Origin of the sequence: Micromonospora sp. CPCC 205554 (genome assembly GCF_036902745.1) — a bacterium.
GTDB lineage: Bacteria > Actinomycetota > Actinomycetes > Mycobacteriales > Micromonosporaceae > Micromonospora > Micromonospora tulbaghiae.
This window is the reverse complement of record NZ_JBAKHP010000007.1, coordinates 102949-122776: the sequence shown is the minus strand read 5'-3', so window position 1 is coordinate 122776 and position 19828 is coordinate 102949. Positions and strand designations below refer to the sequence as shown.

The following is a 19828-nucleotide window of genomic DNA, read 5'->3' as shown; positions in this document are numbered from 1 at the left end:
CGTCGCCACGCGTACGGGTGACCTGAGCAATGCGGTGCTGGACTCGGCGGCCCGGGCACGCTATTGAGCGCGCAGCTCGACGAGCGTCACCTGGGGAGGCGCGCCCACCCGCACCGGCGGGCCCCAGAAACCGGCGCCGTTCGTGACGTAGACCTTCGTGCCGTCGACCTCGCCGAGGCCGGAGACCACCGGCTGCTGGAGCTTCACCGCCAGGTTGAACGGCACCATCTGACCGCCGTGCGTGTGCCCGGAGAGCTGGAGGTCGACGCCGAACTTCGCCGCCTCCTGCGCGGCCACCGGCTGGTGCGCCAGCAGCACCACCGGTCGGCTCGGGTCACGGTCGCCGAGGGCGGCGGCGTAGTCGGCGGGCGCGGCCACCCCGGTGCCGGCGGCGCTCACGTCGTTCACTCCGGCGAGGTCCAGCACGCCACCCCGGGCCTGGATCTCCTGCCGCTCGTTCTGGAGTACGCGCAGGCCGAGCCGGTCCACCTCGCGGACCCACTCCTCCACGCCGGAGTAGTACTCGTGGTTGCCGGTGACGAAGAAGCTGCCGTACCGGGACTGCAGGTCCCGCAGCGGCTCGGCGGCCTCGTCCAGCTCGGCCACCGTGCCGTCGACCAGGTCACCGACCACGGCGACCAGGTCGGCGTCCATCCGGTTGATCATCGCGACGATCCGCTCGGTGTGCGCCCGGCCGCGCAACGGCCCGAGGTGGATGTCGGAGACGGTGGCGATACGCAGGCCGTCCATGCTCCGGGGCAGCTTCGCCAGCGGGATCTGCACCCGGTCGAGCTGCGGTGGACCCATCGCGGTGCGGACGCCGTACCCGGTGACGCCGGCGGCGGTGAGCCCGGCGAAGATCGCCGCCCCGCGGGCGAGCAGCAGCCGCCGGGAGGGGTCGTGGTCCGGCGTGGGGGTGCCGGGCGGCGGCGCGTCGGCGGGGTCGACCGGCGGCGGCGTCGCACCCTCCGCCGTCGCCGCTCCCACGAGTGCGGGCTCGGGCTCCGGGCCGGCGGCGACCGCCGAGCGCGCCCGGCGGCGCAGCACGAGCCGGACCACTGCGGTCGGCACTTCGAGCACCAGCAGCAGCACCAGCAGGTAGAACATCAGCGCGACCCAGAGGTAACCGGGCCAGGCCAGCCAGTACCAGCCGCCGCGGGTGCCGGCCATGGTCACCGGTACGAGCACCGCCAGCGCCGCGATCGCCACGCCACCGGCCCGGCGCCACCGCCCGGGGCGCGTGGTGTCCCGGACCAGCCGCTTCCACAGGTAGAAGTGGATCAGGCCGATCACGAGCACGACGAAGCCCAGGAATGTCGCCATGGCCAGCACGTGGGCCCCCCTCAGCCGCCCGCGAAGGGCGGCAGCACGTCCACCGTCACCCCGGCCGGCAACAGTGCCCGTCGATCATGACAGGCCACGCCGTCGACCAGGAAACTCGCCGCCTTCAGCACCACCGCGAGGCGTTCGCCGTGCCGGGCGGCCAGGTCATCGAGGAGTTCGTCCAGGGAGCGGCCGGCGGATGCGGTCTCCTCGGATCGTCCGGCGGCGGCGCGGGCGCCGGCGAAGTAGCGGACTGTCAGCTCCATCCTCAGCCTCCGATCGCCGACATCGAGCGCGCGGGCTGGAGGAACGTCGGATCGTCGATGCCGTGCCCGGCCCGCTTGGCCCACATCGCGGCGCGCCAGCGCCGGGCCAGCTCCTCGTCGTCCGCGCCGTCGCGCAACGCGCCGCGCAGGTCCGACTCCTCGGTGGCGAACAGGCAGTTGCGTACCTGGCCGTCGGCGGTGAGCCGGGTGCGGTCGCAGTCGCCGCAGAACGGCCGCGTCACGCTGGCGATCACCCCGACCCGGGCCGGCCCGCCGTCCACCAGCCACGTCTCGGCCGGTGCCGCGCCCCGCTCGGACGGGTCCGGCGTCAGCGCGAACGCGGCGTGCAGCGAGGCCAGGATCTCGTCGGCGGTGACCATCGTCGAGCGGTCCCAGCCGTGCTGGGCGTCGAGTGGCATCTGCTCGATGAACCGCAGCTCGTAGCCGTGGGCGAGCGCGAACCGCAGCAGCTCCGGCGCCTCGTCGTCGTTCGTGCCGCGCATGAGCACTGAGTTGATCTTCACTGGGGTCAGCCCGGCCTCCGCCGCGCCGGCCAGCCCGGCGAGCACGTCGGCGAGCCGGTCGCGGCGGGTCAGCGCGGTGAACCGGTCCCGGTCCAGCGTGTCCAGCGAGACGTTGACGCGGTCCAGCCCGGCGGCGCGCAGCGCCGGCGCCATCCGGGCCAGGCCGATGCCGTTGGTGGTCAGCGAGATGCGCGGCCGGGGCGTGAGCGCGGCGACCGCCGCCACGATGCCGGGCAGGCCCGGGCGGATGAGCGGCTCACCGCCGGTGAAGCGCACCTCGGTGATGCCGAGCCGGGACACCGCGACACCGACCAGCCGGATGATCTCGTCGTCGGTGAGCAGTTGCGGACCGGCCAGCCAGGGCAGGCCCTCGGCCGGCATGCAGTAGGTGCAGCGCAGGTTGCACTTGTCGGTGAGCGAGACCCGCAGGTCCCGGGCGACGCGGCCGTACCGGTCGGCGAGGACGCCGTCGCTCGTCCGGGGGGCGCTCATCCGTCGACCGTAGCGCGGTCGGGCCCCCGGAGGGCGGCACGGGCGGTGGAGCGCACCGCGTCCGCGTACGCCGCGCCGAAGATCGCGGTGTGCACGAGCAACAGGTGCAACTGGTGCAGCGGCACCCGTTCCCGCCATCCGTCGGCCGGCGGCCACGCCTCCCGGTAGGCGGCCATGATGCGGTCCAGGTGCGGCGGGCCGCCGAACAGGGCGAGCTGCGCCAGGTCGGTCTCGCGGTGGCCGCCGTGCGCGGCCGGGTCGACCAGCCAGACCCGGCCGTCGGCGCCCCAGAGCAGGTTGCCGGGCCAGAGGTCGCCGTGCAGCCGGGCCGGCGGCTCGTCACCGCCGAACTCGCCGATCCGGCCGACGACCTGCTCGACGAGCGCCGCCCCGGCGTCGTCGAGCGCGCCGCCGTCGACCGACATGCGCAGGTAGGGCAGGAGGCGGTGCCGGGCGAACCACTCCGGCCAGGGACCGGGGCCGGGCGTGTTGTCCTGCGGCAGCGCGCCGATGAACCCGGGCCGGTCCGCGCCGAACGCGGGCGCCCCGGCGCGGTGCAGCCCGGCCAGGTCGCGGCCGAACGCCTCCGCGGCCTCCGGCGTCGGCTCGCCGGGCTCCACCCAGTCGAGCGCCAGCAGGTCGGGCAACGCGACGAGCACATCCGGTACGGGCACCGAGCCGGCCTCGCGCAGCCAGCGCAGCCCGGCCGCCTCGGCGGCGAAGAAGCCCTCCGGCAGCGGACGCGCCGCCCGTTCCGGCCAGGTCTTGGCGAACACCGAGTGCCCGTCGTCGAGCGTCAGCCGGGAGGCCGCGCAGATGTCACCACCGGAGACCGGGGTCTCCCGGATCCGCTGGTGGGTCAGGAAGGTCGGCAGGTGCTCCGGGTGTGCCCGCAGGTACGCCAGGTCCATGAGCGCAAGGTAGCGGTTACCCCGGACATCCGTGTGCCGAGCGGCGTCGCCGATCGCTGTTGAGCTGGGCCGATACGCTCCGTATCTGTGGACGGACCGCGTGTCGTCCACAGGGGCGGACGTGGCGGCCCCCGACCGCCCACGCTCCCGGCATGAACTCCACCGAGCCAGCGCGCCTCTCCGTCCGCTCGCCGGCCGACATGGTCGCGGCCGTGCCCTACCTGCTCGGCTTCCATCCCGCAGACAGCGTCGTGGTGGTCGCCGTACGCGGTCGGCGCGTCGTCTTCGCCGCCCGTGGCGACCTGCCCGCACCGGGAGCCGACCCCGGCCCGGCGGCCCGGCATCTGGCGCAGGTGGTCGCCCGGCAGGACGCCGACGCCGCCACAGTCGTCGGCTACGGTCCGGCGGCCCGGGTGACAGGCGTCGTGGACGCGATCGGCGACGCGCTGACCGCCATCGGGGTGGCGGTGCTCGACGCGCTGCGGGTCACCGAGGGCCGCTGGTTCTCGTACCTGTGCGCCGAGCCGTCCTGCTGCCCGCCCGACGGCACCCCGTACGACCCGGCCGCCAGCCGGGTCGGCGCGGCCGCGGTGTTCGCCGGTCAGGTGGCCCTGCCCGACCGGGCCGCGCTCGCCGCGCAGGTGTCCCCGCTCGACGGGCCGGTCCGGCTCGCCATGCGCCGGGCCACCGATCGCGCCCGCCTCCGCCTGGCCGCGCTCACCGGACGACCGTCAACGCCGCCGGCAGGGAGCCCGGCCGGAGGCCTGCCAGCCGACAGTTCGAGGGCGGGTGGGGAGCCGCGGGCCGTGCGGACGGCGGGCACGGCGGCCGTGCGAGCCGCCATCCGGCGGCAGCGGCGCGGCGAACGGCTGGACGACGACGAGGTGGCCTGGCTGACAGTGCTCCTCACCCACGTCGCGGTACGCGACCACGCCTGGTCCCGCATCGACGGCCGGGACGAGGACATCAGCCTCTGGACGGACGTGCTGCGACGCGCCGAGCCGGACCTGATCGCCGCGCCGGGCTGCCTGCTCGCGTTCGCCGCCTGGCGCTCGGGGCACGGGGCACTGGCCGCCGTAGCCCTGGAACGGGTGCTGTCCGCCCACCCCGGCTATTCGCTCGCGGTGCTGCTCGACGAGGCGCTCCGGCGCGGGGTCGCCCCGTCCGCGCTCGACGGGTGGCCCGGTTCCGACGACGGCGCGGTGCTGCGGCGCCGCCGACGCCGGCCACGCCGGTGAGCGGGTCAGCCGGCGACGCGCGGCGCCCCGGTGTAGACGTTCATGGTCGGTCCGCGCAGGAAGCCGACCAGCGTCATCCCGGCCTCCTCGGCCAGTTCGACGGCGAGCGTGCTCGGTGCGGACACCGCCGCGAGCAGCGGCACGCCCGCCATCCACGCCTTCTGGGTGAGTTCGAAGCTGGCCCGTCCGGAGACCAGCAGCACGTGCCCGGCCAGCGGCAGCCGCCCTTCCCGGGTGGCCCAGCCGAGCACCTTGTCCACCGCGTTGTGCCGCCCGACGTCCTCGCGCAGCACGACCAGCTCCCCGTCGGGGGTGAAGAGGCCGGCGGCGTGCAGGCCGCCGGTGCGGTCGAAGGCGCGCTGCGCGGCGCGCAGGCGGTCCGGCAGCCCGGCGAGCAGGTCGGCGGTGACCACCAGCGGGTCGTCCCGCACCGCGAACTGCGAGCGGGTCCGCACGGAGTCGATGCTCGCCTTGCCGCACACGCCGCACGAGCTGGTGGTGTAGAAGTTGCGCGAAGGGTCGGTGACGGGTTCCGGCACGCCGGGCGAGAGCACCACGTCGACCACGTTGTAGGTGTTCGGGGTCTCCGCCCCGGCGCAGAGTTGCGCGGTGTGCACGTCCTCCGCGGACCGGATCAGCCCTTCGGTGAGCAGGAAGCCGATGGCCAGGTCCAGGTCGTCACCGGGCGTCCGCATCGTCACCGCCAGCGGCCGGCGTCGGCCCGGACCGGCCGCGCCGACGCGGATCTCCAGCGGCTCCTCCACGGCCAGGGTGTCCTGCCGACGGATCCGCCCCCGGCCGTCCCCGGCCGCGTCGAGGTCGATCCGCAGCACACCACGCCGATCCGTCGCCCGTCCCATGCCGCCATCCTCCCCGGGTGCCCCGTCGCCCGCACGTCGCCCCAGCTCTTCCCACCCACCCCGGCCCGCCCGCCCACCCCGGCCCGCCCACCCCGGCCCGCCCGGCCCGCCCGGCCGAGGCCGACCAAGGCCCACCCAGGCCGGCCAAGGCCGATGATCGACACCAGTTCGGCGAAGTGGCGGTGTCGGAGGCCCATGGATGCCACCACTCCGGCGAAGAGCAGTCGATCAACGTCGGAAAACCGCTGAGCAACGCCGGGCGCCGACCCGAGCCGGGACGCGGCGGTCGTGGCTGTGGCTACTGTGAGGCCGTGACGGGGTACGCGGCGATTCTGCTCGCCGGTGGCGCGGCCCGGCGGATGGGCGGCGTGGACAAGCCGGCCCGGGCGGTCGGCGGCCGGCCGATGCTGCACCGGGTGCTGGACGCGGTGGCCGACGCGGACCAGCGGATCGTGGTCGGCTCGTCCGGCGCGCTGCCCAGGGGAGTCCGGACGGCCCAGGAAGATCCGCCAGGGGCCGGTCCGGTAGCCGCTACGGCAGCCGGGTTGGCGTGGCTCGACCCCGGTACGACGACAGTCGCCGTGCTCGCCGCCGACCTGCCGCTACTCACCACCGCAGCGGTGGCCGAGCTGCGACGCGCGCTCGCCGCCCGTCACTCCCGCGACGACCCGCCGCCCGCGCTCGACGCCGCAGCCGCCGGACCGCAAGACGCACCGGCGGTCGCCCGGCGGGGGACCCTGGACGGTCGGCCCGCCGCGCTCGCCTGCTACGTGGACGGGGACGGCCGTCGCCAGCACCTCTGCGCGGTCTGGCGGGTGCCGGCCCTGCGGGCCGCCCTCGACCGGCTCGCCGCGACGCGGGGCGGCTCGCTCGACGGGGCGCCGGTACGCGGGCTGCTGGCCGGCCTCGCCGTACGGGAGGTGTCCTGGTCCGGCTCGGGGCCGCCGCCCTGGTTCGACTGCGACACTGACGAGGACGTACGCCTGGCGGAGGAGTGGACGAGATGACGGTGCTGGACGACTGGGTCACGGCGGTCTGCGCCGAACTCGACCTGGACCCGGCGGGGGTGCCCGTGCCGACGGTGCTCGACGTGGCCCGGGACGTGGCCCACCAGGTGGTCCGGCCGGGTGCGCCGGTCACCGCGTACCTGCTGGGGCTGGCGGTGGGGCGCGGCGCGGACCCGGCCGCGGCGGCCGAGCGGCTCAGCGCGCTGGCCGGTTCCTGGCCGGTGGACCTGGGCGGTTCCACACCTGGGGATTAGCGCCTCTCGCGGGATTCGGTCCTCTTCGCGCGTGGGTAGGGTGGCGGGAACGGACGGAGGCGATCATGACGGCAGACCACCCCTCGGCGCCGGTCGACGAGCCTGCCGGCGGCACGCCGGAGCACCACACCACCGGCAGCGCGCCGGAGCACCACGAGTCGATCCTGCTCGACGAGCCGACCACGGCCGATCTGCGGGCCAAGGTCACCGAGGCCTGGCGGGAGTTCGCCCGGGCGCTCGCCGACCGGCTGCGCGGGCTGCCCGCCGGTGGGCACCTGGAGGTCACGCTCGACCCGACCGCCTCGGGCACCGGCGACGCCGTCTACTCGGTGAGTGTGGACGCGGGCGAGGAGGGTCGCGTCTCGGCCCGCGCGGTCGGCAACGCCACGCTTCCGCAGGGCTACCGGCTGGACCGGGCGGCGGTGGCCGACATGGTGGCGCTCGGCTGGTCGCCGCCGGGTGTGGTGCCCGGCTCCGGCGAGCAGTTCGGGCTGGACTGCGGCGCCGACGAGGCGACCCGGCTGGCCGCCGTGCTGTCCCGGACGCTGCGGGACGTCTACGGTGCCCCGCATCCGGCCTTCCTCGTCTACCTGGTGCACGACGCCGAGGGCGAGCCGCTGCCGGTGGAACCGCTCGGCACCGCCCGCAGCGAGTTCGGCCCGGACCGCGACGTCGAGGCCGACCTGGACGAGGCGCTGGCCGCGGCGGCCGCCGCGCAGTCCGGCGAGAACGACGTGCTGGCGCTGGAGGAGCGGGTCCGCACCGTCGTGTCGACCATGCTGAAGTCCGCGTCCGACCAGCTCCAGGTCGACTCCGACGGTGACATCAACATCCGGGCCGGCTCGGCCATGGTCTTCGTCCGGGTACGCGACAACCCGCCGCTGGTGGACGTCTTCTCGCCGGTGCTGACCGAGGTCGAGCCGACCGAACGCCTCTACGTGAAGCTCTCCGAGCTGACCAACCGGATGCCGATCGGCCGGCTCTACTGCGCGGACGACACGGTGTGGGCGTCCATCCCGGTCTTCGGCCGCAACTTCCAGCCCACCCACCTGATGCTCGCGGTGCAGGTGATGACCGGTCTCGCGGACGAGCTGGACGACCGCCTGCACGGCGAGTTCGGCGGCAAGCGCTTCTTCGGTGAGGGCGACAAGCCGGCGCGGGCCGAGGAGCACCGCACCGGCATGTACCTCTGAGCCCGGATCAGCGTACGTCGAGCAGCGTCTTGCCCACCGTCTCCCTGGCCTCGATCGCGGCGTGCGCGGCGGCGGCCCGTTCCAGCGGGAAGCGCTGCCCGATCAGCGGCCGCAGCCGCCCGGCCGCGCCCTCGGCGAGTGCCGCCTCGGTGAGGGCGCGCAGCTCGTCCGGGCCGGGCCGGGGGCTGAGCAGAGTCACCCCGCGTGCGGCTGCGGACTCGGCCGGGATGTCCGCCCAGGCGCCGCCGGCCAGCCCGAAGCTGAGCATCCGGCCGCCGGGGTCCAGCAGGTCGAACGCCTCCCGGGCGAGCGGCCCGCCGACGCCGTCGAACACCACGTCGACGGCGCCCACGGCGTCCCGGACCCGGTCGGTCCAGCCGGCCTGCCGGTAGTCGACGACCACGTCGAGGCCGGCGGCCCGGAGCAGGTCGACCTTCCGGGCGCCGCCGGCGGCGCCCACCACAGTGGCGCCGGCGGTCGCCGCCAGCTGCGTGAGCAGCGATCCGACGCCACCGGCCGCCGCCTCGACCAGGACCCGGTCGCCCGGCCGCAGCCCGGCCGCGCGGGCCAGCATCAGGGCGGTCCGGCCGTCGGCCATCAACGCCACCGCCGCGTCGAGCGCCAACCCCGGGGGTACGGGGACAGGCGCGCTCCGGTCGACCACGACGCGCTCGGCGTACCCGCCGGTGCCGCCGGTGGCGGTGACCACGACGCGGCCGGCGAGCGCCGGGTCGACGCCCGGCCCCAGCGTGGTGATCGTGCCGCCGACGCCGTTGCCGGGGATCACCGGCAGTTCGGCGCCGAACGGCCCGAAGCCGCTGGCCCGGAACATCGTCTCGACGAACGTGATGTTCGCGTGTGCCACGTCGACGAGCACCTGACCCGGTCCGGGTGCCGGGTCGGGTGCCGTCCCGGGCACGAGCACGTCGGGTCCGCCGAACTCCCGTAGCCACACCGCACGCATACCGCCCCCTCGCTTCGAGCCGGTCACCAGTGCACGACATGAAGCGGGGTTGAGGTCAAGGCGTGGACGGTCCGACGCCGGGGGACTCGACCAGCCGGGAGAGCACGATGGTGCTGCGGGACGACGTGACGAACGATTCGGCCCGCAGCCGTTCCAGCGCCTCCTCCAGGTGCGAGATGTCCGCGGCGCGCAGGTGCACGAGCGCGTCCGCCTCGCCGGAGACGGTGTACGCGCCGACCACCTCGGGGTGCCGGCGGGCGGCGGCACCGATCTGCGCCGGAGTGGTCCGGCCGGCGCAGAACAGTTCGACGAACGCCTCGGTGGTCCAGCCGACCGCGGCCGGGTCGACGACGGCGGTGAATCCCCGGATCACCCCGGCGGATCGGAGGCGGTCGACCCGTCGTTTGACGGCGGGGGCGGAGAGTGACACCCGGCTGCCGATGTCCGCGTACGAGGCGCGAGCATCCGCGACGAGTAACGCAATGATTCGCTGGTCGACCGCGTCTATCTGCAACGTTCTGCTCCCGGGAAGCAATGGTTGTGGCTGTTACCAAAGTTGTACCGTACCTACTCTTGGTGACCGTGAACCAGCAGCGAGTCTCGCGAAAGCGGACATATCTCATGTGCTCGCCCGAGCACTTCACGGTTGAGTACGCGATCAACCCGTGGATGGACGTGACCACGCCGGTCGACGCCGACCTGGCGGTCAAGCAGTGGGACCGGCTGCGGGAGACGCTCGCCGGGCTGGGCCACGAGGTGCACCTGCTCACCCCCGAGGCGGGGCTGCCGGACATGGTCTACGCGGCCAACGGCGCCTTCGTGGTCGACGGCTCGGTTTACGGCGCCCGGTTCAAGTACGAGCAGCGGGCCGCCGAGGCCGCCGCGCACCGGGCGTTCTACGAGGAGCACGGCTGGCGGTTCATCGCCCCGAGCGAGACCAACGAGGGCGAGGGCGACTTCGCGTACCTGCCGGAGGCGCACGGCGGGCTGATCCTCGCCGGGTACGGCTTCCGGACCGAGCCGGCCGCGCACGCCGAGGCGCAGGAGGCGCTCGGGCGGCCGGTGGTCTCGCTGCACCTGGTCGACCCGCGCTTCTACCACCTGGACGTCGCGCTGGCCTCGATCGACGACGAGAACATCGTCTACTACCCGGGGGCCTTCTCCGCCGCCAGTCAGAAGGTGCTGGCCCAGCTCTTCCCGGACGCGATCGTCGCGGACGACGAGGACGCGCTGGCGTTCGGCCTGAACCTGGTCAGCGACGGGCTCAACGTGGTGCTGAACAACGAGGCGATTCGGCTCGCCGGCAAGCTGAAGGCCGCCGGCTACCACCCGGTCCCGGTGGAGCTGGCCGAGCTGAAGAAGGGCGGTGGCAGCGTCAAGTGCTGCATCGCCGAGCTGCGGCACTGAGCCACGCCTCGACGCGAAGGGCGGCCTCCCGGTGGGAGACCGCCCTTGCGCGTGTACGGGGGCCGGTCAGCCCAGCGTCGCCAGCTCGTTGATCACGACGTTGGACAGCAGCCGGCCGTCGGTCTGCACCCGCCGCAGGTACCACTTCTGCTGCGGCGTACGGGTCTGGTTGAACTGCCAGGTGCCGCGCGGACTGTCCACCTGGCCGACCTTGCCCAGCGCCAGGTTGACCTGCTGCGGCGAGGGGTTTCCCCCGGCCAGCCGGATCGCCTTGTCCAGCACCAGCGCGGCGTCGTAGGAGGCCATCGCGTACGTGGTGGGCGCCGAGTTGAACGTCTTCCGGTACGCCGAGGCGAAGATCCGGTTCGCGGTGTTGTTGAGGTCGGCCGAGTAGTTCAGCGCGGTCTCGATGCCGTACGACTGGATCAGCTTGCGCTCGCGGCCCTTCTCCCCGTCGTCGAGCTGGTCGAGCGCGGTGCCCTCGGTGAGGAAGCCGGGGGCGTAGATCGGTCCCCGGTAGCCCTGGGCGTAGAGCTGCTTGACGAACTGCACGGCCTGCGCGCCGGAGTAGTGGCAGAACACCGCGTCCGGCTTGCGTTCGAGCGCCTTGCGGATCGGCCCGGAGTAGAGCGACCGGGACGGGTTGGGGTCGTCCTCGGTGAAGATCGGGTCCTCGGTGAGCCGGCGGCCGCGCTCGTACGCGCGCCGCAGCCCTTCGATGACGTCCTGGCTACCCAGGCCGCGGGTGCCGAAGATGGCGATCCGGCTGGAGGCGTCCAGCTTCTGGCGCAGGTACTCGCCGAGCGCCTCGCCGGGCTCGGTCAGCACGTACGACGTGCGCCAGATGTAGACGACGCCCTGGAGCGTCGACGGGGAGGCGTTGGAGCCCAGCAGGGGCACCCGGGCCTCCTCGACCGCGTTCTTGATGCCGGTCATCACGGTCGGGCTGACCACGCCGGTGAGCGCGAGCACGCCCTCCTTGAGAAGCCGGTCGACGGCGGCCTTGCCGGTGGCGGCGGTGTCGCCCTCCTCGGCGGTCACGAGCGTGACCGGGTGGCCGGCGATCTGCTGGCCGCGCATGCTGAGGAAGAGCTGGAAGCCGTTGGTGATCTCGTCGCCGATGGCCTTGTTCGCCCCGCTGCCGGGCACGATCAGCCCGACTTTGATCGGGCTGCCGGATCCGGTCTGCTCCCCGTCGTCGTCCCCGGAGCCGCAACCCGCCGCCAGTCCGGTGGTACCCAGCGCGGCCAGCAGTTGCAGCGCCCGCCTGCGGTTCATCTGTGCCACCGATTTCCTTCCCGACGGGGTGGCTATGGTGCACACCCCTTCGGCGTTCTACCTGGTCGACGACGCTGCGTCAATGCCCGGAAGATCATCGTGAAGCGACCGCAACGCCTCGATCACCCGGGGCCAGGCGGCGGAGCCCGGCGCGATCAGCCCGAAATGCTCGCATTCGGGCAGCTCAACGAGCGTGGCTGAGCCTCCGGCGGCCTGATCTGCGGCTACCCAGGACCGGCTGATCGCGATCGGAACCTGGACATCTTGACCACCGTGAATGACTACCGTGCGTGTTCGCATCGGTACGAATTCCGACGGATCCGCCGCCGCGTACCGGTCCGGCACGTCGTCCGGGCCGCCGCCGAGCAGCGCGGCCACCGCCCCGCCGTCCAGGTCCAGCCGGTACGCCTGCGCGAGGTCGGCCACCGGCGCCAGCGCGAGCACCCCGCCGACCGTCTCCGGGGCGTGCGCGGCCACGTACAGGGACAGGTGCCCGCCCGCGGAGTGACCGACCAGGATCGGCGGCACGGGTGCCACCCGGCCGGGCAGCCCCGCGGCGGCGAGTTCCGGCAGCGCGGCGATCCCGGCACGGACGTCGGTGAGCGTGTGCGGCCACCCTCCGCCCGGCCGGCCGGTCCGGCGGTACTCGATCTGCGCGACCGGGTGGCCGAGCGCGGCGAGCGCCGCCGCCATCGGGCCGGTGTGGGTCCGGTCGTACTCCGCCCGCCAGAAGCCGCCGTGCACCACGACCACGAGCGGCCGGGGCGGCCCGTCGCCCGCCGGGAGGCGCAGGTCGGCGCACTGGTCCGGGTGGTCGCCGTAGGAGACCGTGGCATCCGGGGGCGGGGACGGGCGGGTCAGCACCTCGCGCGGGTCGGAGAGCATGCGGCGACGGTAGCGTCCGCCGGTCCGGCCGCGTGCACATGGTCGGCGTGGGTAAAGATGGGTGCCATGACCGAAGCGCACTCCGCCGGACACGACGACAAACAGGGCAACGATGGCATCCCCGGCACCGTGGTGGTGGTCGGGCCGGACGGCCGCCCGGTCGGCACGGTGCAGACCGACGAGGGCAAGGGCGAGGACCCGACCCGTCTGGTCGAGCAGCCGGCCAAGGTGATGCGGATCGGCAGCATGATCAAGCAGCTGCTGGAGGAGGTGAAGGCGGCGCCGCTCGACGACGCGAGCCGGCACCGGATGCGGGAGATCCACGAGCGCTCGATCGTCGAGCTGAAGGAGGGCCTCGCCCCCGAGCTGCGCGAGGAGCTGGAGCGGATCTCGCTGCCGTTCACCGAGCAGCAGGCACCGAGCGAGGGTGAGCTGCGCATCGCGCACGCCCAGCTGGTGGGCTGGCTGGAGGGGCTGTTCCACGGCATCCAGGCCGCGCTGGTGGCCCAGCAGATGGCCGCCCGCGTCCAGCTGGAGCAGATGCGCTCCGGCCGCCAGGCGCTGCCGAGCGGCCCGGGCGGCGTGATTCCGGGCATGCCGGGGATGCCCGGCGGCGAGGGCCACGCGCCCGGCCAGTACCTCTAACGCGTCGGCCGGGGCGCGTCACGCGCCCCGGCCGCTCAGTCCACCCCGAAGACCTTCTCCAGGTACGCGGCGACGCCGTCCTCGGTGTTGGGCCCGGTGACCTCGTGTGCGATCTCGCGTACGGCCGGGTGGGCGTTCGCGACGGCCACCGCCCGTCCGGCCCAGGCCAGCATCGGCACGTCGTTGGGCATGTCGCCGAAGGCCAGCACGTCCCGCTCGCCGATGCCGAGCCGCTCCGCGTACCAGGCCAGACCGGCCGCCTTGGTGACGCCGGCCGCCGAGATCTCGATCAGCCCGCTGTACGACGAGTGGGTCGCCTCGGCCAGCCCTTCCAGCGCGCCCGCCACCACCTGCACGAAGACGTCCGGGTCCTGCTCACCGGCCCGGGCCAGCAGCTTCACCGCGGGCGCGGACAGCAGCTCCTCGGGCGACTCGACGGCCCGGATCGCGTCGAGGTCGGCGTCCCAGCGCAGCGGGTAGTGCGCCTCGTGCCGCATCTGCCGGCTGTCCACGATCTCCACCGCGAAGCTCACCCCGGGCACCTCGGCGCGCAGGCGCCGGGCCACCTCCGCCAGCAGCTCCGGGGCGAGCGGGTCGGCCCGCAGCACCTGGTCGGTGACCGGGTCGTACACCACCGCGCCGTTGGCGCAGATCGCCGGCAGCGGCTCGGCGAGCTGCTCGTACACCATCTGGAGCCAGCGGATCGGACGGCCGGTGACCAGGACCACCGGCGTGCCGGCGGCGTTGATGCGGGCCAGCACCGCGGCGGTACGCGCGCTGAGCGTCCGGTCGTCGCGCAGCAGCGTGCCGTCGATGTCGGAGGCGACGAGGCGAGGTGGATCTTCCATCAGCGGGAGAGTAGCCGGTCCAGGTAGACCGCGACGCCGTCGTCGTCGTTGCGCAAGGTGATCTCGTCCGCCGCGGCGCGCACCTCCGGGTGGGCGTTCGCCACCGCCACCCGCGCCCAGCCCGCCCAGTCGAACATCGGCAGGTCGTTGGGCTGGTCGCCGAAGACCAGCACGTCGGCCGGGTCCACGCCGAGCCGCTCGGCGATGACGCTCAGCCCGCTGGCCTTGTCGGTGCGCGGCGGGCAGATCTCGACGAAGTCGAGCCCGGCCTGGGTGAGCGTGGCCACGTCCGGTGGCACGATCGCCCGCGCCGCGGCCAGCAGCTCGTCCACGTGGTGGTCGGCGGTCCGCGCGAAGGCCTTGATCACGTCGCAGGACAGGCACTCGACCCGGCTGCGCGCCTCGAACCGGTCCGGGTAGGGCCAGCTCGGGTGGTAGTCGCCCCAGAGCGGCGCGTCGTGCTCGTCCGACGCCTCCACCATCACGGTGAGCGGCCCGACGGCGGCCTCCAGGTCGGTGAGGATCCGGGCCAGCACCTCGCCGGGCAGCCGCTCGTCCCGCAGCACCAGGGGCCCCTCCGGGTCGCTCTGGTCCACCACCCGGCCGCCGCCGGCCATCACCAGGTAGTCGGCGGCCCGGATGTCGTTGCGGGTGAGTTCGGTCAGGCGCGGTCCGCGGCCGGTCGCGCCCACCACCGGGATGCCGGCGGACCGCACCCGGTCCAGCACCCGATGGGTGTACGCGGAGACGGTCTCGTCGCTGCGGACGAGCGTGCCGTCCAGGTCGGTGGCGATCAGCTTGGGCAGTCCCGGGCGGGTCATGGTTCCTCCTTCGCCCGCCGCCGTCACGCCGGCCGACCAGGTCCTCGGTGCCGCGACCATGGGACGGCGGGCAGCAACCGTATCTCGCGGAACGGGCGGCAACCACGGCTTTCCGGCGAATCGGCGGCGAAGCTCCGGTGGCCGGCGTACGCGCTGCCGGACCTGGTTCAGTACGACCGTTCGGGGCCGGCGAACGGCACCGTGGGCTGCACCGTCAGGTCCGCCGGGGCCGGCGGCACGTCCTCCTCGTCCGCCCGGCGGCGGCGGTCGGGCCGGTCCTCGTCCGGCTCCCCGTCGGCGGGCGTCCCGCCGGCCGCCCGGCCGGCCAGGTGCAGCGCGGCCGCCAGCAGCGCGACGGCGACGAACGCGCTGACCAGGCCGCGTCCGTGCTCGACCTCCAGGCGCTGCTCGCCGACGAAGAACAGGATGCGCCGGGCCAGCTGTTCGAGCGAGGCGGCGGTCGCGACGAGCACCCCGAGCACGCCCGCCGCGAGACCCAGCCCGGCCAGCCGGGCGTGCTGCCGTACCGCAGGGGCGCCGCGCAGCGCCAGCCCCACCACGACCGACAGCCCGAGCAGGCCCACGAGGTACGTCGTACCGAACCCGCCGATCTCGGAGATGCCGCCGGTCAGCCGGGCGGGCGCGTCGTCGCCCCGGGTCTCGGCCGGCACCGTGATCGCCAGCCACTCACCGAGCAGCGAGGCGATCGCGGCGACCGCGCCGAGCCCGGTGAGCACGGGCGGCAGGCGGCGGTCCCGGCCCAGCGCGGCGAGCGAGCGCGCGGCCCGGCCGGACGACTCCGGCTCGGCGTCGCCCCACTCGACGATCGTGGTGTCGTCGGACCGGTTGTCCTGGACGGGGATTCGCTTGTCCTGCCGGGGAACGGGGAGATCCTGCGACATGGCCACCCTTCCCGTACGCGGGCCTGCGTCGAATCATGGCACAGCCCGCTCCCGGGGGCCGGGATCGCGACCCCGAGGTCCGGTGCGGGCCGGCGCGCTTTCGGTTAGCGTCGGTGCCATGCCTATCCGTACCGCATCCGCTCGCTGGCAGGGCAACCTCACCGAGGGGTCCGGCACCGTCCGCACCGGCAAGGGCGGCCTGTCCGGCAACTACTCCTTCAAGTCGCGCTTCGAGGAGGGCGAGGGCACCAACCCCGAGGAGCTGATCGGCGCCGCGCACGCCGGCTGCTTCTCGATGGCCCTCTCCAAGCAGCTCGCCGACGCCGGCGCCCAGGAGACGGCGGTGGAGACCACCGCCAAGGTGCACTTCGACAAGACCGACGCCGGCATGACGGTGACCCGCATCGACCTGGAGACCGTGGGCCAGGTTCCGGGCATCGACCAGGCCGAGTTCACCAAGCTCGCCGAGGCGGCCAAGGAGAACTGCCCGATCTCCCGGCTGCTGTCGCCGGGCGCGCAGATCACGCTGAACGCCCGTCTGGCCTGACATCGCGTACGGCACGGCGGGGGTGTCCTGCGGGACGCCCTCGCCGTGCGGTGTGCCCGATCCGGAGGGAGTGACCGGGCCGCGTGGCCGTGGAGATGAGCCGGGACCGGTTCGAGGAACTGGTCGGCGAGGCGCTCGACGAGGTGCCCGAGGAGCTGCTCGGGCTGATGAGCAACGTGGTCATCCTGGTGGAGGACGACCCGCCGCCGGGCGAGGATCTGCTCGGCCTGTACGAGGGGCATTCGCTCACCTCTCGCGGCTGGGACTACTCCGGTGTGCTGCCCGACCGCATCCTGATCTACCGCAACCCGATCCTGGCGATCTGCGACACCGACGACGACGTCGTCGACGAGGTGGCGATCACCGTGGTGCACGAGATCGCCCACCACTTCGGCATCGACGACGAGCGCCTGCACGCCCTGGGCTGGGGCTGACCGGCCTCCGGCGCGTCTCCGCCCGGCTGGTTCCGGCGGTTGCGCCGGTCCCCTAACCTGCGGATCAGCAGATCCTGATGCAGGAGGAAAACCCATGCGCAGCGCGCTGTTCTCCGCGGAGAACCTTGAGAAGGAGTCCCAGCAGCCGGGCATGCGGTTGCAGAACTCCAAGATGCTGAAGATCGAGCTGAACGGCGAGGCGATGGCCCGGGTCGGCTCGATGGTCGCCTACCAGGGGCAGGTGCAGTTCCAGGCCCTCGGCTCCGGCGGCATCGGCAAGTTCATCAAGCAGCGGCTCACCGGTGAGGGCGTGCCGCTGATGAAGGTCTCCGGGCGCGGCGACGTCTTCCTCGCCGACTTCGCCAAGGACGTGCACGTCATCGACCTGGAGCCGGGCGACGCGCTGTCCATCAACGGCTCCAGCGTGCTGGCGTTCGACTCGACGCTCCAGTACGACATCAAGATGGTCGGCGGCGCCGGTTTCGCGTCCTCGTCCGGCCTGTTCAACTGTGTCTTCACCGGCCACGGCCGGATCGCCGTCACCACCAAGGGCACCCCGGTGGTGCTCAACGTGGACGCGCCGACGTACGTGGACCCGCAGGCGGCGGTCTGCTGGTCGGCGAACCTCCAGACCGGCTACCACCGCGCCGAGCAGCTCGGGCTCGGCACGCTGCTCGGCCGCAGCACCGGTGAGGCGTTCACGATGAGCTTCGCCGGTCAGGGCTTCGTCGTGGTCCAGCCCTCGGAGGAGCCTCCGGTGGCCGGCAGCGGCTCGCAGCAGCAGGGCGGCGTGCTCGGCGGCCTGCTTCAGTGACCCTCCGATGCCCGGGACGTCCGCCGAGGTCGCCCCGGGCCGGTCAGCTCAGCTCGCCGGCCCGCAGCCGGGCCACCCAGGCCGCCGCGTCGGCGTAGTCGGCGTCGGTGAGACCGGGCGGCACCGGCGCCTGCTGGTCACCCGCCGCCGTGCTCCAGCGGTGCCGGGGGTACGACCCCAGGAACCGCACGTCGGCGCAGACCCGGCGCAGCCCCTGCAACGCCTCGCCGAGGCGTACGTCGGCGACGTGCCCGGCGCAGTCCAGGAAGAACACGTAGCGGCCGAGCGCCTCGCCGGTCGGGCGGGACTCGATGCGGGTCATGTTCACGCCGCGCACCGCCAGTTCCATCAGCACCGCCAGCAGCGCGCCCACCCGGTCGTGGGCCAGGCACACCGCGAGCGAGGTGAGGTCGTCGCCGGTGGGCGGCGGGGGCGGGCCGGGGCGGGAGACGAGCGCGAACCGGGTCACCGCGTCCGGGTGGTCGGCGATCTTGTCGGCCAGCACCGCCAGACGGTGCCGGGTCGCGCCGATCGGGGCGCAGATGGCCGCGTCGTACTCGCCGCTCGCCGCCCCGGCCGCGGCGGCGCCGTTGGAGAGCACGTCGACCACTGTGGCGTCGGGCAGGTGCTCCCGCAGCCAGCCCCGGCACTGGGTGGACGCCTGCGGGTGCGCCGCGACGGAGCGGACGTCGGCCAGTGTGGTGCCGGTGCGGGCGGCCAGCACGAAGTCCACCGGGAGGACCACCTCGCGGGTGATCACCAGTGGGTCGCCCTCGACCAGTTCATCGAGCGTCACCCCGACCGCGCCGCCGATGGAGTTCTCCAGCGGCACCAGCGCCGCGTCCGCCTCCCCGGCGCGTACCGCGTCGAGCGCCTCACCGACGCTGCGGGCCGGCGTGCGGTCCCCGCGCTCGGCGGCGGGCACCGTACGCAGGGCCTGCTCGGCGAAGGTGCCCTCGGGGCCCAGGTAGACGAAGCGGGTCGGCGGTGTTCCCGGCATGCCGACCAGCCTACGCACCCGGCGTGCCGTCGCAGGCCAGGGTACGGATGCCGACCGGCGCCACGGTCCGTACCTCGACGCCGCACACGTCCGTGCCGGCGGTGACCAGCTTCGGCGTGCCGGTCTCGCCGCGCGTGACCACCTGCAACTCCTCGTGCCCGGTGACAGTCAGCACCGTGTACTGCCAGCCCTCGGCGCAGAGCGGACCGGTCGCCACCGTCACCTTCACGTCGCGGGGCAGCACGCCGGCGGATCCGCGCAGCAGCGCGACGATCCGGTCGCCGGACGGCCGCCCCCGGCAGGGCGCCGCCGGGGCCGGCACGGACGGCGACATCGTGGGCGGGAGGACCGGCGCCGGCGAGGTCGGGGTGGCGCTCGGGCCGGGCGTGGCGGACGCCGACGGGACCGGGACGGGCGTGGCGGCGGCGGGTGGCGGCGCGCGCAGCTCGGGCGGGGTGCCGCAGGCGGCGAGGGCGAGCAGCGCCACCAGCGCCGGCGCAAGCGGACGGCGGCGGCGTCGGGGGTGTGGGGTGCGGGGCACGGGGGCGTCCTCGGGCATCGAGGGATGTCGTCGTGTGGTGGGGCCGATGCCATCGTAGGAGCAGGACCGGCCCGGGTGAAGCGCGCCGGGCAGATCGCGGCGAGGTCAGACCGCGGAGAGGAAGGTGAGCGAGCCGGCCACCGCGCCGTCGGAGAGCACCGGCGTGGAGATGGCGTCGACAGTCCGGCCGGCGTCGGAGCCGGGCTGCTGCACCCGCAGCAGGCCGCGGGCGAGCCGCCCGGAGTGCAGTGCGAGCAGCGGCGGGATCTTGTCGGTCTCCTGCTCGGTCAGCTCGCTCGGGCTCGCCGTGAAGTCGACCAGGCGCAGGCCGCCCTCCAGCAGCGGCAGCCCGATGACGTCCTCCGGGGCGCCCAGGCAGAGCAGGTCGCAGCCGGACGAGGAGATCGCCACGACGGTGGTGCCCTCGTCGATCAGCAGGCACGGCTCGGCGGCCCGGGAGACCATGCCGGACCACTGCCCGAAGTTGTCGGACTCCTGCTCGGTGGATGCCGCGGGCGCGAACACTTCCGAGAGTGAGAGTTCGACGTGGGCCACCGCGCCTCCTATGTACACCGACGGTCTGTCCACGCTAGCCGGTCGGTGCGGCGGAAGCATCGGCTGCCGGGCGGCCGGCGACGGCGCGGACCGACGGAACCAGTCGGGGGCGGTGCCGT

At 74.1% G+C, this 19828-nt stretch carries 24 protein-coding genes; 9 read left to right on the top strand and 15 right to left on the bottom strand.

Annotated elements, in window-relative coordinates:
• Positions 1-60 precede the first annotated feature (60 nt).
• The 4 genes from V6U82_RS12420 to V6U82_RS12405 are packed head-to-tail and all read right to left on the bottom strand — an operon-like array spanning position 61 to position 3516.
• Entirely contained in the window at positions 61-1323 is a 1263-nt protein-coding gene (locus V6U82_RS12420; RefSeq protein ID WP_435123992.1) for a metallophosphoesterase, read from the bottom strand.
• A 20-nt stretch (positions 1324-1343) separates the two neighbouring features.
• A complete protein-coding gene (locus V6U82_RS12415; RefSeq protein ID WP_013289332.1) occupies positions 1344-1589 on the bottom strand; it encodes a MoaD/ThiS family protein in 246 nt (81 codons plus the stop codon).
• A gap of 2 nt (positions 1590-1591) precedes the next feature.
• Positions 1592-2605 (bottom strand): GTP 3',8-cyclase MoaA, encoded by a 1014-nt coding sequence (gene moaA / locus V6U82_RS12410; RefSeq protein WP_334460982.1) that lies wholly within the window; start codon positions 2603-2605, stop codon positions 1592-1594.
• Complete coding sequence (locus V6U82_RS12405) at positions 2602-3516, bottom strand: fructosamine kinase family protein (RefSeq protein WP_334460981.1); 915 nt, start codon at positions 3514-3516, stop codon at positions 2602-2604. The genes moaA and V6U82_RS12405 overlap by 4 nt, the downstream gene beginning before the upstream one ends.
• Before the next feature lie 152 nt (positions 3517-3668).
• Here V6U82_RS12405 and V6U82_RS12400 point away from each other — a divergent pair, with 152 nt between their 5' ends.
• Complete coding sequence (locus V6U82_RS12400) at positions 3669-4754, top strand: DUF4192 domain-containing protein (RefSeq protein ID WP_334460980.1); 1086 nt, start codon at positions 3669-3671, stop codon at positions 4752-4754.
• A 5-nt stretch (positions 4755-4759) separates the two neighbouring features.
• Here the strand turns inward: V6U82_RS12400 and fdhD are convergent, their stop codons facing one another.
• A complete protein-coding gene (gene fdhD / locus V6U82_RS12395) occupies positions 4760-5614 on the bottom strand; it encodes a formate dehydrogenase accessory sulfurtransferase FdhD (RefSeq protein ID WP_334460979.1) in 855 nt (284 codons plus the stop codon).
• Between the two features lie 311 nt (positions 5615-5925).
• Between fdhD and mobA the strand changes: the two genes are divergently transcribed.
• The 3 genes from mobA (at position 5926) to V6U82_RS12380 (ending at position 8068) form a co-directional block, all read left to right on the top strand.
• Positions 5926-6621, top strand: coding sequence for a molybdenum cofactor guanylyltransferase (gene mobA, locus V6U82_RS12390; protein ID WP_334460978.1), 696 nt, complete (start codon positions 5926-5928; stop codon positions 6619-6621).
• Complete coding sequence (locus V6U82_RS12385) at positions 6618-6875, top strand: DUF6457 domain-containing protein (RefSeq protein WP_091415945.1); 258 nt, start codon at positions 6618-6620, stop codon at positions 6873-6875. Before mobA ends, V6U82_RS12385 begins: the two co-directional genes overlap by 4 nt.
• Positions 6876-6940: 65 nt before the next feature.
• Positions 6941-8068: a T3SS (YopN, CesT) and YbjN peptide-binding chaperone 1 gene (locus V6U82_RS12380; RefSeq protein WP_128139229.1), complete on the top strand. Its 1128-nt coding sequence runs from the start codon at positions 6941-6943 to the stop codon at positions 8066-8068.
• A gap of 7 nt (positions 8069-8075) precedes the next feature.
• Here the strand turns inward: V6U82_RS12380 and V6U82_RS12375 are convergent, their stop codons facing one another.
• Both V6U82_RS12375 and V6U82_RS12370 read right to left on the bottom strand, forming a co-directional pair.
• Positions 8076-9032, bottom strand: coding sequence for a zinc-binding dehydrogenase (locus V6U82_RS12375; protein ID WP_334460977.1), 957 nt, complete (start codon positions 9030-9032; stop codon positions 8076-8078).
• A 55-nt stretch (positions 9033-9087) separates the two neighbouring features.
• Positions 9088-9546: an Lrp/AsnC family transcriptional regulator gene (locus V6U82_RS12370; RefSeq protein ID WP_013289323.1), complete on the bottom strand. Its 459-nt coding sequence runs from the start codon at positions 9544-9546 to the stop codon at positions 9088-9090.
• Positions 9547-9605: 59 nt separating this feature from the next.
• Between V6U82_RS12370 and ddaH the strand changes: the two genes are divergently transcribed.
• Positions 9606-10439 (top strand): dimethylargininase, encoded by an 834-nt coding sequence (ddaH, locus tag V6U82_RS12365; protein WP_334460976.1) that lies wholly within the window; start codon positions 9606-9608, stop codon positions 10437-10439.
• 66 nt (positions 10440-10505) lie between these two features.
• Here ddaH and V6U82_RS12360 read toward each other — a convergent pair whose 3' ends face one another.
• Both V6U82_RS12360 and V6U82_RS12355 read right to left on the bottom strand, forming a co-directional pair.
• Positions 10506-11726, bottom strand: coding sequence for an ABC transporter substrate-binding protein (locus V6U82_RS12360; RefSeq protein WP_128137659.1), 1221 nt, complete (start codon positions 11724-11726; stop codon positions 10506-10508).
• A 48-nt stretch (positions 11727-11774) separates the two neighbouring features.
• Positions 11775-12602 (bottom strand): alpha/beta hydrolase family protein, encoded by an 828-nt coding sequence (locus tag V6U82_RS12355; RefSeq protein WP_334460975.1) that lies wholly within the window; start codon positions 12600-12602, stop codon positions 11775-11777.
• Positions 12603-12659: 57 nt separating this feature from the next.
• Here V6U82_RS12355 and V6U82_RS12350 point away from each other — a divergent pair, with 57 nt between their 5' ends.
• A complete protein-coding gene (locus tag V6U82_RS12350) occupies positions 12660-13247 on the top strand; it encodes a bacterial proteasome activator family protein (protein WP_334460974.1) in 588 nt (195 codons plus the stop codon).
• 35 nt (positions 13248-13282) lie between these two features.
• Here the strand turns inward: V6U82_RS12350 and V6U82_RS12345 are convergent, their stop codons facing one another.
• The 3 genes from V6U82_RS12345 to V6U82_RS12335 all read right to left on the bottom strand — a co-directional run bounded on the left by V6U82_RS12345 (position 13283) and on the right by V6U82_RS12335 (position 15818).
• A complete protein-coding gene (locus V6U82_RS12345) occupies positions 13283-14095 on the bottom strand; it encodes an HAD family hydrolase (protein WP_187691744.1) in 813 nt (270 codons plus the stop codon).
• Positions 14095-14916 carry an HAD family hydrolase gene (locus tag V6U82_RS12340; RefSeq protein WP_128137663.1) on the bottom strand — a complete coding sequence of 274 codons (822 nt, stop codon included), beginning with the start codon at positions 14914-14916 and terminating at the stop codon, positions 14095-14097. The genes V6U82_RS12345 and V6U82_RS12340 overlap by 1 nt, the downstream gene beginning before the upstream one ends.
• Positions 14917-15083: 167 nt before the next feature.
• Positions 15084-15818, bottom strand: coding sequence for a hypothetical protein (locus tag V6U82_RS12335; RefSeq protein ID WP_334460973.1), 735 nt, complete (start codon positions 15816-15818; stop codon positions 15084-15086).
• A gap of 118 nt (positions 15819-15936) precedes the next feature.
• Here V6U82_RS12335 and V6U82_RS12330 point away from each other — a divergent pair, with 118 nt between their 5' ends.
• From V6U82_RS12330 to V6U82_RS12320, 3 genes are all read left to right on the top strand, one after another.
• Complete coding sequence (locus V6U82_RS12330; protein WP_013289315.1) at positions 15937-16365, top strand: OsmC family protein; 429 nt, start codon at positions 15937-15939, stop codon at positions 16363-16365.
• 89 nt (positions 16366-16454) lie between these two features.
• The gene (locus tag V6U82_RS12325) at positions 16455-16799 is read left to right on the top strand and encodes a metallopeptidase family protein (protein ID WP_181726620.1); all 345 of its coding nucleotides are present in this window, start codon (positions 16455-16457) and stop codon (positions 16797-16799) included.
• A gap of 94 nt (positions 16800-16893) precedes the next feature.
• Positions 16894-17613: an AIM24 family protein gene (locus V6U82_RS12320; RefSeq protein WP_120572570.1), complete on the top strand. Its 720-nt coding sequence runs from the start codon at positions 16894-16896 to the stop codon at positions 17611-17613.
• Positions 17614-17656: 43 nt separating this feature from the next.
• Here the strand turns inward: V6U82_RS12320 and pheA are convergent, their stop codons facing one another.
• The 3 genes from pheA to V6U82_RS12305 form a co-directional block, all read right to left on the bottom strand.
• Positions 17657-18613: a prephenate dehydratase gene (gene pheA, locus V6U82_RS12315; RefSeq protein WP_334460972.1), complete on the bottom strand. Its 957-nt coding sequence runs from the start codon at positions 18611-18613 to the stop codon at positions 17657-17659.
• A gap of 10 nt (positions 18614-18623) precedes the next feature.
• Positions 18624-19172 (bottom strand): hypothetical protein, encoded by a 549-nt coding sequence (locus V6U82_RS12310; protein ID WP_334460971.1) that lies wholly within the window; start codon positions 19170-19172, stop codon positions 18624-18626.
• An 87-nt stretch (positions 19173-19259) separates the two neighbouring features.
• On the bottom strand, positions 19260-19709 hold the full coding sequence (locus V6U82_RS12305; RefSeq protein ID WP_128137083.1) for a hypothetical protein: 450 nt from the start codon (positions 19707-19709) through the stop codon (positions 19260-19262).
• Positions 19710-19828 lie beyond the last annotated feature (119 nt).

Excerpts from the sequence above, each read along its gene's own strand:
- pheA (WP_334460972.1), bottom strand. The coding sequence starts at position 18,613 with ATGCCGGGAACACCGCCGACCCGCTTCGTCTACCTGGGCCCCGAGGGC.
- moaA (WP_334460982.1), bottom strand. The coding sequence starts at position 2,605 with ATGAGCGCCCCCCGGACGAGCGACGGCGTCCTCGCCGACCGGTACGGC.
- V6U82_RS12345 (WP_187691744.1), bottom strand. The coding sequence starts at position 14,095 with ATGGAAGATCCACCTCGCCTCGTCGCCTCCGACATCGACGGCACGCTG.
- V6U82_RS12340 (WP_128137663.1), bottom strand. The coding sequence starts at position 14,916 with ATGACCCGCCCGGGACTGCCCAAGCTGATCGCCACCGACCTGGACGGC.
- V6U82_RS12355 (WP_334460975.1), bottom strand. The coding sequence starts at position 12,602 with ATGCTCTCCGACCCGCGCGAGGTGCTGACCCGCCCGTCCCCGCCCCCG.
- V6U82_RS12375 (WP_334460977.1), bottom strand. The coding sequence starts at position 9,032 with ATGCGTGCGGTGTGGCTACGGGAGTTCGGCGGACCCGACGTGCTCGTG.
- V6U82_RS12420 (WP_435123992.1), bottom strand. The coding sequence starts at position 1,323 with ATGGCGACATTCCTGGGCTTCGTCGTGCTCGTGATCGGCCTGATCCAC.
- V6U82_RS12400 (WP_334460980.1), top strand. The coding sequence starts at position 3,669 with ATGAACTCCACCGAGCCAGCGCGCCTCTCCGTCCGCTCGCCGGCCGAC.
- V6U82_RS12310 (WP_334460971.1), bottom strand. The coding sequence starts at position 19,172 with ATGCCCGAGGACGCCCCCGTGCCCCGCACCCCACACCCCCGACGCCGC.
- fdhD (WP_334460979.1), bottom strand. The coding sequence starts at position 5,614 with ATGGGACGGGCGACGGATCGGCGTGGTGTGCTGCGGATCGACCTCGAC.
- V6U82_RS12415 (WP_013289332.1), bottom strand. The coding sequence starts at position 1,589 with ATGGAGCTGACAGTCCGCTACTTCGCCGGCGCCCGCGCCGCCGCCGGA.
- V6U82_RS12405 (WP_334460981.1), bottom strand. The coding sequence starts at position 3,516 with ATGGACCTGGCGTACCTGCGGGCACACCCGGAGCACCTGCCGACCTTC.
- V6U82_RS12350 (WP_334460974.1), top strand. The coding sequence starts at position 12,660 with ATGGGTGCCATGACCGAAGCGCACTCCGCCGGACACGACGACAAACAG.
- V6U82_RS12335 (WP_334460973.1), bottom strand. The coding sequence starts at position 15,818 with ATGTCGCAGGATCTCCCCGTTCCCCGGCAGGACAAGCGAATCCCCGTC.
- V6U82_RS12320 (WP_120572570.1), top strand. The coding sequence starts at position 16,894 with ATGCGCAGCGCGCTGTTCTCCGCGGAGAACCTTGAGAAGGAGTCCCAG.
- V6U82_RS12380 (WP_128139229.1), top strand. The coding sequence starts at position 6,941 with ATGACGGCAGACCACCCCTCGGCGCCGGTCGACGAGCCTGCCGGCGGC.
- V6U82_RS12330 (WP_013289315.1), top strand. The coding sequence starts at position 15,937 with ATGCCTATCCGTACCGCATCCGCTCGCTGGCAGGGCAACCTCACCGAG.
- V6U82_RS12385 (WP_091415945.1), top strand. The coding sequence starts at position 6,618 with ATGACGGTGCTGGACGACTGGGTCACGGCGGTCTGCGCCGAACTCGAC.